The following is a 13,521-nucleotide window of genomic DNA, read 5'->3' as shown; positions in this document are numbered from 1 at the left end:
CCGAGGGATGTGTCGACGGTTGACGCACCCCGAGGGGGCTTGGTGTCCGAGCACGAGACGGTCGCAGCGGGCTCCGGCGCGCGCCGGCCGCCGCTCGTCCTGCGGCCGGTGGTGGGTATCGCCGGGCGGCTGCGTACCAGCCTGCGCCTCGTCGTGCTCGTGCTGGTGCTGCTGGTCCCCGGTGTCGGGGCCACCGCGGCCTACTCGAGCGCCATGGGCGGACAGGTCGCCTTCACGACCAAGGAGCGCGCGGGAGTCGACGTCCTGCGCCCGGCCCTGATCGCCATGGCCGACGCAGCCTCCGGCGAGGGCACCGTCGACCTCACCGCCCTGCAGACCGCGGTCGCGGCCCACCCCGAACTGGTCCCGGAGGCCAAGCTGGCCGACGTCCGGACGGCGGCGGCCGCGGCGAACACCCCCGCCGGTCGGCAAGGGCTGGTCACCGCCCTGGTCGCGCTGGTGACCGAGGTGGGCAACACCTCGAACCTGATCCTCGACCCCGACCTGGACTCCTTCTACGTGATGGACGCCCTGGTCGTGCAGACCCCCAAGGTGCTGCAAGCCCTGGCGGACGCCGCCGCGCCCGCCGAGGACACCGGCAGCGACGCCCGGATCGCCGCCCAAGCGGTGCGGGCCGGGACCCTGTCGGCCGGGGGCGGTTCCCTGATCAGTGATGTCGAGACGGCCCTGGCGCACACCGTCGACGCCGAATTACCCGCACGCGCGACGGCGACCACGCACCTCGGCACGGCGGCCACCGACGCGGCGTCGCAGATCACGGCCGATCTCTCGCGCGGGGTGATCGCCCCGGCGGCGGTGGCCCAGGCCGCTCGGGCGGCGATCGGCCCGGCCTGTGATGCCCTGGCCGCCCTGCTCGACACCCGTGCTGCCTCGTTGTCGGCCAAGCGCACGCTCACCCTGTCGCTCACCGTGGCCGGGCTGGTCGTGGCCGCCTGGTTCGCCGGCGGCGTGTGGTGGCGCACGACGTCCGATGTCGGTGCGGCGTTGCGGGCCGTGACCGCGATCGCGGACGACGACCGCACCGACCATCCGCTGCCGACCGGACGGGACGAACTCGGCGACCTGGGCCGGTCTGTGTCGATCACCCGCGTCCGGCTGGCCGACCAGGCCGCCGAGCTCGCGGCGTCCCAGCAGGCGCGTGAGGAAGAACTGCGGTTGCGGCTGGAATCGCAGGCCGCTGCCGAACGCGAGGTGCGCGACCGCGCCCAGACGATCATCGACCAGACCGCGGACGGCGTCGGGCAGGAACTGCAGTCGGTGATCGAGCAGGTGGACGCCGTCCGAGGTGCCGCCCAGACCATCGACAGCCGGGTCGGCGCCACCGACGCGGTGACCCGTCATGTGGTGGAGCGGGCGGCCGAGGCACGCCTGATCGTGGGCTCCCTCGGGGAGTCACTGGGCGAGGTCACCCGCATGGCGGAGGTGATCGCCGGGGTGGCCGAGCAGACCCGGCTGCTCGCCCTGAACGCCACCATCGAGGCAGCCCGGGCCGGCACCGCGGGCCGCGGCTTCACCGTCGTGGCCAACGAGGTGAAGAGTCTGGCGGACACCACCGGCCGGTCGACGGTCGAGATCACGGCCACGGTCAGCCGACTGCGGGAACAGGCCGAGCAGATGGCGCGTTCGATCGGCCAGATCGGCGACGGCATCGGCAGCGTGGACGAGGCAACAGCCGTGCTGTCCAGCGTCGCCGCCGAGCAGCACGCCGTCGTGGACCGGCTGGACGCCAGCCTCTCCGAGGCGATCACGCGGGTCGAGTCGATGATGAGCCTGACCGAGAAGCTCGAGCGCCGGCAGCGACGCCGGGTGCCGATCACGGGTCCGTTGACGTTGACCCGCGGCGATCGAACCCAGGACGCCCGCTTGATGAACATCGGCGAGGGCGGCGTGCGCTGCGTGGTGGACAGCGCCTTCGGATTACGGCAGGACGATCAGGTGATGGTGCACCTGACGCTCGGCAGCGAGGTCCTCGAGACCTCCGCCCGGGTGGCCAACCTGGCTGGCGCCGGATCGGGCACGGTCGAGATCGGCCTGGCCTTCGGTCCGGTCCCCCCGGCCGTGACCCGCCAGATCGAGCAGATCCTCAACCGCTACGAGGCGCCCCGAACCTGAACCGCCCCGATCCTCCGTGATCAGGCGACCGTGCCCACTCAGAACCCATACCGCGGGACGGGCACACACGACGAAGGGCGGCCTCCCGGTGTGGGGAGACCGCCCTTCGTGATGCTGCCGGCGCTCTGATCAGATGATCAGAAGTCCATGCCGCCCATGCCGCCGTCGCCACCGGGGGCAGCCGGCGGGTTCTTCTCCGGCTTGTCGGCCACGACGGCCTCGGTGGTCAGGAACAGGGCCGCGATGGACGCCGCGTTCTGCAGCGCCGAGCGGGTGACCTTGGCCGGGTCGATGATGCCGGCCTTGATCAGGTCGACGTACTCACCGGTGGCGGCGTTGAGGCCCCAACCGGGCTCCAGACCGCGCACCTTCTCGGCCACGACGCCGCCCTCGAGACCACCGTTGATGGCGATCTGCTTGAGCGGGGCCTCGAGCGCCACCTTGACGATGTTGGCGCCCGTGGCCTCGTCACCGACGAGGTCGAGCTTCTCGAACGCCTTGACGGAGGCCTGGATCAGGGCGACGCCACCACCGGCGACGATGCCCTCTTCGACGGCAGCCTTCGCGTTGCGGACGGCGTCCTCGATGCGGTGCTTGCGCTCCTTGAGCTCCACCTCGGTGGCAGCCCCGGCCTTGATGACCGCAACACCGCCGGCCAACTTGGCCAGGCGCTCCTGCAGCTTCTCGCGGTCGTAGTCGGAGTCGGACTTCTCGATCTCGGCGCGGATCTGGTTCACCCGGCCGGCGATCTGGTCGGCGTCACCGGAACCCTCGACCACGGTGGTCTCGTCCTTGGTGATCACGACCTTGCGGGCGCGACCCAGCAGGTCGAGCCCAGCGCTCTCGAGCTTGAGGCCCACCTCCTCGGAGATGACCTGACCGCCGGTGAGGATGGCGATGTCCTGCAGCATGGCCTTGCGGCGGTCGCCGAAGCCGGGCGCCTTGACGGAGGCCGACTTGAACGTGCCACGGATCTTGTTGACCACCAGGGTCGCCAGGGCCTCGCCCTCGACGTCCTCGGCGATGATCGCCAGCGGCTTGCCGGACTGCATGACCTTCTCGAGCAGCGGCAGCAGGTCCTTCACGGAGGAGATCTTGCTGTTGACGATGAGGACGTAGGGGTCCTCCAGCACGGCCTCCATCCGCTCGGCGTCGGTGACGAAGTACGGGCTGATGTAGCCCTTGTCGAACCGCATGCCCTCGGTGAGCTCGAGCTCGAGGCCGAAGGTGTTCGACTCCTCGACGGTGATGACGCCTTCCTTGCCGACCTTGTCCATGGCCTCGGCGATCATCTCGCCGATCTGGGGGTCAGCGGCCGAGATCGAGGCGGTGGCAGCGATCTGCTCCTTGGTCTCGACCTCCTTGGCCTGCTCGAGCAGCTGGGCGCTGACGGCCTCGACGGCCTTCTCGATGCCCCGCTTGAGGGCCATCGGGTTGGCGCCGGCGGCGACGTTGCGCAAGCCCTCCTTGACCAGGGCCTGGGCGAGGACGGTGGCGGTGGTGGTGCCGTCGCCAGCGACGTCGTCCGTCTTCTTGGCGACCTCCTTGACCAGCTCGGCGCCGATCTTCTCGTAGGGGTCCTCGAGCTCGATCTCCTTGGCGATGCTCACACCATCGTTGGTGATGGTGGGGGCGCCCCACTTCTTCTCGAGCACGACGTTGCGGCCCTTGGGGCCGAGGGTGACCTTCACAGCGTCGGCGAGGATGTTCATGCCCCGCTCGAGACCGCGGCGGGCCTCTTCGTCGAACGCGATGATCTTTGCCATCGGGTGGTTGATCCCTCTCCGCTACCGGGGTGGGTGGGCTGGCCGGACGGTGCCCGCGACGGACGGAGCGGAGTTCAGCGGTCCTGTCCCGCCGTCATCCGACCCTCACCGAACTCGACCTCGGGGCGATGATGCCCCTGCAGTTCTGTCACTCTCACGAGGAGAGTGCTAGTCACATGATTAGCACTCGACCCCCGAGAGTGCAAACCCTGAGCACCGACCCAGCGGGTTGTCGGTGGGGCGAGGCAGGATCAGGCCATGGCCGCCGCTCATCCACCCCGCGTGGTGGTCGAGCGTGTCGCCGATCAGGCGCCGCACCCCGCGCCGTGGCTGTTACACCCGGTGGACGACGCGGGCCGCCCCCTGGGGTCACCGGTCGAGGCCGCGGACGGCAAGGGGCTGGCGATCGCGGTCGACCGTCTCGAGCGCGCCTGGTCACCGCGGTGGGTCTGGCCCGTCACCGCCACGATCTATCCCCCGGTGCTGGCGGCCGGCGTCCGGGTGGGCCGGTGCCACGACCTGGCCCACACCGAACTGCTGCTGCTCGCGCACGAGGGCCGGTGGAGCGAACTGGACGCTGCGTGGCAGGCCCTGGCCACAGCCCACGGCGCCGCGCCCGAGTCGCAGCCCACTCTGCTGGACGGCCTCGAGGAGCCATCACCCTCCGACGCCCTCGACCCCGGCACGTCGGCGCTCGACCGGCACCGCGACCAGCTCACCCGCGTCGCCGCGGCCCGTCAGCGTCACGGTGGCTTCGCGCTGCTGACCGCTGCCGAATCGGCGGGCGCGCTGACCGCGGTCGAGATGGGAGCGGCCGGCCTGCCCTGGGACGGCGCAGCGCACGACGCCATCCTCACCGAGCTGCTCGGCCCGCGGCCGGCGGCGGGGCGGCCCGCGCAGCTGGCGGCGTTGGCCGCCGAGTTGGCGACCGTCCTGGACGACGACCGGCTCAACCCCGACTCCCCCGCCGACCTGTTGCGATCGCTGCGCCGAGCGGGCCTGGCGGTGAGTTCGACCAGCCGGCACGAGCTCGCCCGACACGACCACCCCGTCGTCCCCCTGGTGCGTCGGTACAAGGAGCTGGCCCGGCTCTGGACCGCCAACGGCTGGGCCTGGCACGACGCCTGGGTGCGCGACGGCCGGTTCCACCCCGAGTACGTCCCGGCAGGCGTCGTCTCGGGGCGCTGGGCGACCCGCGGTGGCGGCGCGCTGCAGATCCCGAAGGGGGTACGTGCGGCGGTGCGGGCGCCGTCCGGCCGAGCCCTGATCGTCGCGGACGCCGGGCAACTGGAGCCCCGGGTCTTGGCGGCGCTGTCGGGGGATGCGGGCATGATCGCAGCCACCCGCGCCGGTGACCTGTACGCCGAACTGGCTGCTCAGGCGCTGGGTCGACCCGAGGCCCGGGCCGAGGCGAAGATCGCGCTGCTCTCGGCCATGTACGGCGGTGGTACCGGCTCACCCGCCCTGGCCGCACTACGCCGCCGGTTCGGCCGAGCCCTGACGGTGCTCGAGGACGCCGCCCGCCGCGGTGAGGACGGCGCCAGCGTGACCTCGGTTCTCGGCCGGGTCTGTCCGCCCGCGGCGTCCGGCTGGCTGGACGGTCTGAGCGAGACCGCCGCCGGCGCCCGCACCCGGGCTCGGGGCCGGTTCACCCGCAACTTCGTGGTGCAGGCCTCCGCCGCCGACTGGGCCGCGGTACTGATCGCCGGGCTCCGCCGCCGACTGGCCGAGCTCGACCCCGGACACGACCCCGACACCGACGATGCCTGGCCGGCGCAACTGGTCTTCTTCCAGCACGACGAGGTCATCGTGGAGTGCGTCGCCGCACAGGCCGATGCGGTCATGGAGGCGGTCCGCGAGGCCGGCCAGGAGGCGACCCGCCTGGTGCTCGGCCAGACCGGCGTGACCATCCCCCTGGACGCCGCCGTGGTCGAGACGTACGCCGACAAGGGCTGACCGCCCCCATCGCAGATCAGTGGGCCGGGGCAGGTCAGTGCTCGTGGGAGTACTCGTGTCAGTGCTCGTGCGGGTGATCGTGGGAATGGCCGCGCACGTGCCCCTGCGGGATCGGGGCGATCCGATCGTCGAGCAGCGGCTGCGCCGGGTCCCACCGGGTGCCCTCGGCAGCGTCCCGGCGACGACGGGCGATGGCCGAGAGCGCCTCGAGCACCACGCGGTTGGCGAGCGCCGCGGTGATGTCGGCGTGGTCGAACGGCGGCGCGACCTCGACGACGTCCAGGCCGACCACCGGCAACTCGAGACAGATCCGCCGGACGGCGTCCAGCAGCGCCCGGGCGGTCAGCCCACCTGGTTCCGGGGTCCCGGTGCCGGGAGCATGCGCCGGGTCGCACACGTCGATGTCGACCGACAGGAACACCCCGTCGCACTCGTCGGTGGCGATGTCGAAGGCCTCGGTCAGACACGTCTCGAGCCCTCGGTGACCGATCTCGGTCATCTCGTAGGAGCGCATCCGCTGGGCGGCCATCCAGTCGAGCGTCTCGGGGCCGGGCCAGTACCCGCGCAGCCCCACCTGCAGGAACCGATCGCCGCGCACCGCCCCCGACTCGATCAGGCGGCGCATCGGCGTGCCGTGCCCCCACAGCGAGCCGAAATCGACGTCCCCGGTGTCGGCGTGGGCATCGAAGTGGATCAACGAGATCCGACCCGCCCCCAGCACATCGGCCAGGCCCGAGGTGTCGGCGTAGGTGATCGAGTGATCGCCACCCAGCACCACCGGGATGGCACCGGAGGCCGCCACCTGGGCCACCGCCGTCCGGATCTGCCCCAGCGAGCGTTCGATGTCGCCGGCGAAGACCTCGACATCGCCGGCGTCGACCACGCGCAGGTCACGCAATCCGTCGGTACGCAACGCCAGCGAGGGCCGCGAGCCGTCGTGGGGCAGGTAGTCGGTGCCGCGGATCGCCTGCGGGCCGAACCGCGCCCCCGAGCGGTAGCTGACGCCGCCGTCGAACGGCGCACCGACGATCACCACCTCGGCGTCGGCGTAGCTGCTCGGGTCGTCGAGGTCGGCCGCCGGCACCCCCAGAAACGTGAAGTCGGGGCCGAACAGGTTTCCGATGCGGGTCATGCTCGCCCTCTCCTGAGTGACGGTTGCTCGAGTGACGATCCGGACGGCGGCCGGTCACACGTCTCGCTCGGCGGCGGGCTGGGCCAGCCACTGCGGCCGCAGCCCGATGAGCGCACGGTAGACCACGGCAGCCACCACCGCCGAGGTGAGGAAACTGATGTCGATGCCGCCGGCGGCCTCGGCCAACGGACCCACGTAGGAGTCGGTGGCGTTGGAGAGCACCCCGACCAGGCTGCCGCCGGCCCACGCGATCAGCGCGGCGGCGTTCCAGCCGCCCCGGTACCAGTAGATGCCACCGATGCGGCGCTGGTTGAACACCTGCAACGAGTCCCGGTCGAACCGGCCCCGGGTGCCGCGATGGGCCAGCAGGGTGATCACGGCCCAGGGGGTGGCGAGCGAGGTCAGCACCACCACGAAGGTGGTCACGGCGGTCTCGGCCTGCCAGACGAAGGTGCCGAGATAGACCAGCACGGTCGAGGTCAGGGTGACCACCGCCGTCGCCTGCACCCGGCTCAGCCGGGGCAGGATCGCGTCGAGGTCCAAGCCCATGCTGTACAGGTTCATGCCGCCCTGTCCGAGGCTGCCGATCAGCGCCGCCACCAGCAGCGGCACGACCAGCCAGGCCGGGGCGCCGCCGAGGACGCCGGCCACGAAACTGTTCTCGTCGAACAGGATCGAGGACGTGAACGCGCCCCACAGGGTCGGGATCAGCAGGCCGACGAACAGCCCGACGAACAGCGAGGCGAGCACCTGACGCGGCTGGTGACGACGCGGGGAGATGTAGCGCGTCCAGTCCCCGATCTGCGTCACGTACGACAACGGCCCGGCCACCCCGGCGGTCAGCGCCGCCAGCAGCCAGGTGGGCCAGAACGTGCCCAGCGCGTACTGATCCGGAACCCCCGGGTAGGTGGCGTCGAACTGGCCCCAGAGCCCGACGACGCTGAGCACCATGGCCGCGCCGACCACCGCGACGATGATCCGGTTGATGCGCAGCAGCCAGCCGTAACCGTAGATCGCCACCAGGCCGACCGCCGCGGCGAGCACGGCGTACCCGATCACGTACTGCACCGTGCCACCCTGCGATCCGGTGAGCCGGTCCAGCCCGACGACCAGGGCCTCACCCCCGGTCCAGATGGTCAGCGCCACGTACCCCAGGCAGAGCAGCAGCCCGATCACCGAGGCGACCAGGCGCCCTTGGACGCCGAAGTACGCGCCCGAGGCGACCGAGTTGTTGGTGCCGGAGCGCAACCCCAGCAGGGCCATCGGGGTCACCGCCAGCGCCCCCACGGCGGTGCCGGCCACCATGGCACCGACCGAGGCCCACCAGCTCAACCCGTACAGGATGCACAGCCAGCCGAACACTCCGACCGACAGCGCCATGTTGCCGCCCCACAGAATGGCGATCAGATCGCGCGGGGACGACGTGCGTGCCGCGTCCGGGATGGTGTCGACTCCGAACTGTTCGACACCGCTCGTGGACGGAGCAGCCGAGGACTCGTGGACCACCATGGCGCGCAGCGTAGGACAGGTTAGAAATTCTTTCTAGACCTCTCACTCACCGGGATGCCGCCCCGCCCGGCCGCACGGCTCTCGCTCGACCTAGACTCCCCGGCGTGACCCGACGCCGCCCCGAGCTCCCCGATGCCCGCGACCGGGTGCTGCGGGCGGCGCTACGGGCGGCCGCCGAGTCCGCCCCCGGGCCGGTTCGGGTGGCCGACATCGCCGCCCGTGCCGGCATGAGTGCGGGGCACGTCATGTACTACTTCCAGCGCCGCGACCGCATCCTGGCCGAGACCCTGCTCTACGCCGAGGCCGACCTGACCGCCACCCGCGACCGGCTGGTGGCCGGCGCTGGGGCGGCGCCCCGAGTGGTGCGGGGGCTGGTGCGGCTCTACCTGCCCAGTAGCGGTTCGGACCCCCGATGGCGGTTGTGGGCTCAGACCCTGGCCAGCCCACCGGACGACGCCGAGACCCTGGCCGCCCTCGCCGAGGTGGTCGACTCGTGGCAGGCCGCCTTCGCCACGGTCATTCGACGTGGGCACGCCGACGGCAGCCTGCGCTGCGAGGACCCCGACCAGGAGGCCTATCGCAGTTGCCGACTGATGGACGGCTATGCCCTCGAGGTGATGCTGGGCGTGCGGGGGCGCACCCGTACCTGGGCGGTGCGATCGGTGATGGCCGCCCTCGAACACACCCTGGCGATGCCGCCGGCGTGAGCCGACCCCCGGACGACGGTGCTCGCAGGTCAGTGCCCGCCGAGTGGTCCGCTGAGTGAGGCCGAGGCCCCGGACGGAGCAGAATCCTTGCGCCGCAAGCGGTTCACGACCGATCGCGCCCGGCTGGCCCGCTCGGTGGCGGGCAGCACGTGGTGACGGCGGTGGTAGCGCAATGCCACGGCCAGGGAATCGTCGATCGGTTCCAACGGCCCCGTCACCGCCGACAGGATCAGATCGGCGAGGGCCGGGTTGAGCGCCAGCGCCGGACCGTGCAGATAGGTGCCGAACACGGCCCCCTGGACGGCGCCCTCGGTGCGCACCCCCGCCGCGTCGGGCACGCCGTTGCCGACGCCGACCTCCACCTCCGCCAACGGAGCCGCCGCCGGACCGAGAGTCGTTGCGCCGCCGTGGTTCTCGAAGCCGATCAGGTCGGGCAGCGGCGCCCCCACCGGCAGCGGCAGTGCCCGGGCCAGGACGTTGCCCACCGCCCGGCGCTCCAGCCGCCCGGTGGTCACGTCCAGCAGCCCCAAGCCCTCGGTGGGAACCCCGCCCACACCCAGGAACGCCGTCCCCAGCAGTTGGTAGCCGGCGCAGATGCCCAGCACCGCGGCACCTCGCTGCGCGGCGGCGACCAGCGCGCCGTCCGCGCGCAACATCTGCGCTGCCGCAGTCTGTTTGGCGTCCTCGCCACCACCCAGCAGATACACGTCGCCCTCGCGCGGCAGCGCCTCGCCGGGCTCGACCGGCACCAGTTCACACGGCAAGCCACGCAACTGCAGTCGCCCCCGCAGCACGATCGCGTTGCCCGCGTCACCGTAGGTGCCCAGCAAGTTCGGGTAGACGTGCACGATCCGGACGACGGAGTCCCCCACCGGCGATGTCATACGTTCAGTCCCCCGTCGACGTAGCGGCGCATCTCGCGGAAGGCGGTGTAATTGGCCGCCACCACCATCGGCCCCGGCGGCAACAGCTCGGCCAGCCGCAGCAGGTCGGGCTCGACGATCGGGGTGGCACCGGCGTAGTGCAATCGAACGGCCAGGTCGTCGCGGCGATCGCCGGTGGCGCCGACCACCCGACCCGCCAGCCGCTCGAACGGCACGTCCCACAACCACGAGGTATCGGTGCCGTCCGCGATCCGGGCATTGATGCCGATGGCCATCACCGCATCGTCCGGGATCATGCTCAGCGCGGCGGCCCACCCCGCGGGGTTCTTGGCCAGCAGCAACGGCGCCTGTCGACCACCCAGCTCCAGCGTGGCGTACCGACCGTCGACCACCTCGACCTCACCGACCCGGGCGGCCGCGTTCTCGGCGGGCACACCCAACGCCACGGCGGCCGCGATCGCGAAGATGGCGTTGCCGCGGTTGACATCGCCCGGCAGCCGCAGCGTGAACGGCAACGACCGACCGTCCGGCAGGCGCACGCCGTCCGGGGTGAGCACGTAGTCGGGGGTCGGCATCGCGAAGCCGCACCCACAGCTCCACCGGGTGAGCTCGACCGCCGACGGCTGCGACCAGTGCAGCACCGCCCCACAGCGTGGACAGACGCTGGCGTCCTCGGTCCAGCGCAGCCCGGGATCAACCCAGATCGGGCGACCGGCGAAGGCGGCATCGGCCACGTGCGGGTCGGCGGCGTTGGCCACCACGATCACGCCGGGTTCGTCGGTGAAGGCGCGCGACCACACCTGCGCCGTGCGGCTCACCTCGTGGGTGCGGTCGAGCTGGTCACGCGTCAGGTTGAGCGTGATCACCACCTCGGGGTGGGTCTGTCGCATCACCGAGGGCACGTGCAGCTCGTCGGCCTCGAGCACGGCCAGGGGGGCATCGGAGTCATCCAGCGCCGAGACGATGCCGGGTGCCATGTTGGCGCCGGTGGAGTTGGTCGCCACCACGCCCCCCAGGGCCGCAGCCATCAACCGGGTGGTGGTCGACTTGCCGTTGGTACCGGTGATCACCACGCTGCGTCGGCCGGTTGCCAGCACCTGCAGCGCATCGGGGTCCAGCGCGAGCACCACCCGGCCCCGCACCACCACCCCCGAGCCGCGGCCCAGACGACGGGACAGGCCTCCGGCCAACCGTCCGGCGTTCAGCGCCAGCCGGGTGCGCCAGGTGCGGGCCTCGGCCGAGGACGGCGTGTGGTCGGCGGTCCTCTCGGGCGCTGTGGTCACTCGGTCAGGGTAATCGCCCCGGACCGACGAACGAGGCCGCCTCCCCGGAGGGAGACGACCTCGAACGATCGAGTCATGACGGCCCAGCGCCTCAGACGGGGTGAACCGCCTCGGCCTGTGGACCCTTCTGACCCTGGCCTACCTCGAACTCCACGCGCTGACCTTCGTCCAGGGACTTGTACCCCTCGCCCTGGATCGCCGACCAGTGGACGAAGACATCAGCCCCGCCCCCGTCGACGGTGATGAAGCCGTAGCCCTTCTCGGCGTTGAACCACTTGACGGTGCCCTGAGCCATACCCGCTCCTGTTGCTCCAACCTGTGCGACCCGTGCACGGCACCCGGGCCGGGTCTCACACTCCACGGACCGGCCCGGTCCAGGGCCGCCCGAGGCGAGTCCGACGTGCGGGCCTCTCTGCCAACAGAGGACGAGCTCATCGAACTGTTCGACCGGCGCCAACTGTAGCGAAGGAGCGTCGGTGAGGCACCCCTGCAAGGTCATCCACGCCGCGCCGAACCTCGACATCGTTCGATGGCAGTGGACCACGCCCACGGGTTGTCACCGAATCGGGGCCGTCGCCGCTCACCGCGCGAGCAACGGTCAGAGACCGCCGCTGGTCGCGCCAAGTACCTCGATGAGCCGTCGCGGCACGGTGCGTAGGCTGGAGGCATGACGCCGCTGCTCCGGGTCCGGCAGGTGGTCAACCTGGTGAATCTGTCGACCCCACTGGGCCTGATCGTGGGGCTCGCCGGAGGTGGCCGGCTGCGTCGCGGCCCGCGCGGTCTGGTGCTCGCCGAGAACTACCGTTCGGCCTTCCCCGGTGGCACGGCACGAGCGGTCACCATCGGCAATGTGGTGTTGTTGCGCATGAGCCGAGCCGAGGCCGAGGCCCTGCCCGGCCTCATCGACCACGAGTCACGCCACGCGACGCAGTACGCCTGCTGGGTCGGCCCGTTCGGCTTCCTGCCGGCCTACTTCCTCGCCTGCGCCTGGTCGTGGTGGCACACCGGCAACGTCGCCCTGCGCAACATCTTCGAGGTACGCGCCGGTCTGGCCGACGGCGGGTACGTCCACGACCCGCAGCGGTCGGGACCTCAGGGCGTGTAGTCGTTGCTGACCACGACGGCCAGCCCCTGAGCCGCCTTGACGGTGTTCAGCTTCACCGTGCCGGCCCCCAGCGCCTTCACCACGGCGCGCGCGGTCTCGAGCTGCACGGCATCGCCGTAGTACACGGTGGTGCGGCTGACGGGTGCGCCGTCCCACGGCAGGACGGTGCCGACCCTCCACCCGGCAGCCTCGAGCTGCGCGGCGGCCTTGCGACTGTGGCCGGGGATGTTGGGGCTGGTGCCGTTGTAGAAGTTCAGCGTGACCTTCTTGTCGACGGTCGCGGCCGGTTGACTCGCCGACGAGGCGCTCGGGGCCGGCGAGGACTGCTCCACCTGCGGGCTCGGACTGGTGATCACGGGGACACTGGCCGAGGCCTTGGGCACGGCGCCGGCCTGCGGCGAGCCACTGGTGCCGTCACGGCCGAAGAGCATCACCGCCACCCCGACCACGGCGAACACCACGACGGCCAGCGCCACCAGGGGCAGCAGCCCGGTGACCGGGTTCGGTCGAGCGCGATGCGCCCCCCGGCGCGAGACATCGACGACGTCGAACCGCTCGTCGGGATCGTTTCGGGTCATCGTCATGACCTCACCTCTCGGATTGCCCGCCCCCGGACCAGCGCGAATCGGAGCCGTCGACGACGGATCGTCAGCCCATGCCCAACCGGCGCGCCGACCGCGCCCGCTGACGCGTTTGGCGCATCCGGCGCAGCCGCTTGACCAGCATGGGGTCGTGAGCCAGGGCAGCCGGGCGGTCGATCAGGGAGTTGAGCACCTGGTAGTACCGCGTCGAGGACATCTCGAACAGGTCGCGCACCGCCTGCTCCTTGGCACCGGCGTACTTCCACCACTGCCGTTCGAACGCGAGGATCTCGCGATCGCGCGCTGACAACGAGTCGACCTGAGGCTCCACGAGACGTGCGGCTTCCATTCATGTCCTCCAGTGGCACGGCGGCGTCACTGTACGGGGGAAACGACACCGGTGTCATTCCGTCGAACCGGCGCCCCCGCCAACCCACCCACCCGGGTCGTCCCGGACGGCGAGGC

12 protein-coding genes are annotated in these 13,521 nt (G+C 71.5%); 4 read left to right on the top strand and 8 right to left on the bottom strand.

Annotated features, from left to right (window positions below):
* Window positions 1-42 precede the first annotated feature (42 nt).
* Entirely contained in the window at window positions 43-2,133 is a 2,091-nt protein-coding gene (locus IPK24_04925) for a PilZ domain-containing protein (protein MBK8074914.1), read from the top strand.
* Between the two features lie 137 nt (window positions 2,134-2,270).
* Here the strand turns inward: IPK24_04925 and groL are convergent, their stop codons facing one another.
* Window positions 2,271-3,899 (bottom strand): chaperonin GroEL, encoded by a 1,629-nt coding sequence (gene groL / locus IPK24_04920; protein MBK8074913.1) that lies wholly within the window; start codon window positions 3,897-3,899, stop codon window positions 2,271-2,273.
* Between the two features lie 258 nt (window positions 3,900-4,157).
* Between groL and IPK24_04915 the strand changes: the two genes are divergently transcribed.
* Window positions 4,158-5,855 (top strand): bifunctional 3'-5' exonuclease/DNA polymerase, encoded by a 1,698-nt coding sequence (locus IPK24_04915; GenBank protein ID MBK8074912.1) that lies wholly within the window; start codon window positions 4,158-4,160, stop codon window positions 5,853-5,855.
* 58 nt (window positions 5,856-5,913) lie between these two features.
* Here the strand turns inward: IPK24_04915 and speB are convergent, their stop codons facing one another.
* Window positions 5,914-6,987, bottom strand: a complete 1,074-nt coding sequence (gene speB / locus IPK24_04910; protein MBK8074911.1) for an agmatinase — start codon at window positions 6,985-6,987, stop codon at window positions 5,914-5,916.
* Between the two features lie 54 nt (window positions 6,988-7,041).
* Window positions 7,042-8,496, bottom strand: coding sequence for a cytosine permease (locus IPK24_04905; protein MBK8074910.1), 1,455 nt, complete (start codon window positions 8,494-8,496; stop codon window positions 7,042-7,044).
* 104 nt (window positions 8,497-8,600) lie between these two features.
* Here IPK24_04905 and IPK24_04900 point away from each other — a divergent pair, with 104 nt between their 5' ends.
* Window positions 8,601-9,203: a TetR/AcrR family transcriptional regulator gene (locus tag IPK24_04900; protein ID MBK8074909.1), complete on the top strand. Its 603-nt coding sequence runs from the start codon at window positions 8,601-8,603 to the stop codon at window positions 9,201-9,203.
* A 29-nt stretch (window positions 9,204-9,232) separates the two neighbouring features.
* Here IPK24_04900 and IPK24_04895 read toward each other — a convergent pair whose 3' ends face one another.
* From IPK24_04895 to IPK24_04885, 3 genes are all read right to left on the bottom strand, one after another.
* Entirely contained in the window at window positions 9,233-10,087 is an 855-nt protein-coding gene (locus tag IPK24_04895) for a glutamine amidotransferase (GenBank protein ID MBK8074908.1), read from the bottom strand.
* Window positions 10,084-11,370, bottom strand: a complete 1,287-nt coding sequence (locus IPK24_04890; GenBank protein MBK8074907.1) for a DUF1727 domain-containing protein — start codon at window positions 11,368-11,370, stop codon at window positions 10,084-10,086. Before IPK24_04890 ends, IPK24_04895 begins: the two co-directional genes overlap by 4 nt.
* A gap of 91 nt (window positions 11,371-11,461) precedes the next feature.
* Window positions 11,462-11,665, bottom strand: coding sequence for a cold-shock protein (locus tag IPK24_04885; protein MBK8074906.1), 204 nt, complete (start codon window positions 11,663-11,665; stop codon window positions 11,462-11,464).
* A gap of 372 nt (window positions 11,666-12,037) precedes the next feature.
* Here IPK24_04885 and IPK24_04880 point away from each other — a divergent pair, with 372 nt between their 5' ends.
* The gene (locus IPK24_04880) at window positions 12,038-12,475 is read left to right on the top strand and encodes a hypothetical protein (GenBank protein ID MBK8074905.1); all 438 of its coding nucleotides are present in this window, start codon (window positions 12,038-12,040) and stop codon (window positions 12,473-12,475) included.
* Here IPK24_04880 and IPK24_04875 read toward each other — a convergent pair.
* On the bottom strand, window positions 12,463-13,059 hold the full coding sequence (locus tag IPK24_04875) for a LytR C-terminal domain-containing protein (GenBank protein MBK8074904.1): 597 nt from the start codon (window positions 13,057-13,059) through the stop codon (window positions 12,463-12,465). The genes IPK24_04880 and IPK24_04875 overlap by 13 nt on opposite strands.
* Window positions 13,060-13,123: 64 nt before the next feature.
* Window positions 13,124-13,405, bottom strand: a complete 282-nt coding sequence (locus IPK24_04870; protein ID MBK8074903.1) for a DUF3263 domain-containing protein — start codon at window positions 13,403-13,405, stop codon at window positions 13,124-13,126.
* Window positions 13,406-13,521 lie beyond the last annotated feature (116 nt).

It is taken from the genome of Kineosporiaceae bacterium, from assembly GCA_016713225.1.
Classification (GTDB): domain Bacteria; phylum Actinomycetota; class Actinomycetes; order Actinomycetales; family Kineosporiaceae; genus JADJPO01.
This window is presented reverse-complemented; position numbering and strand designations above follow the sequence as displayed.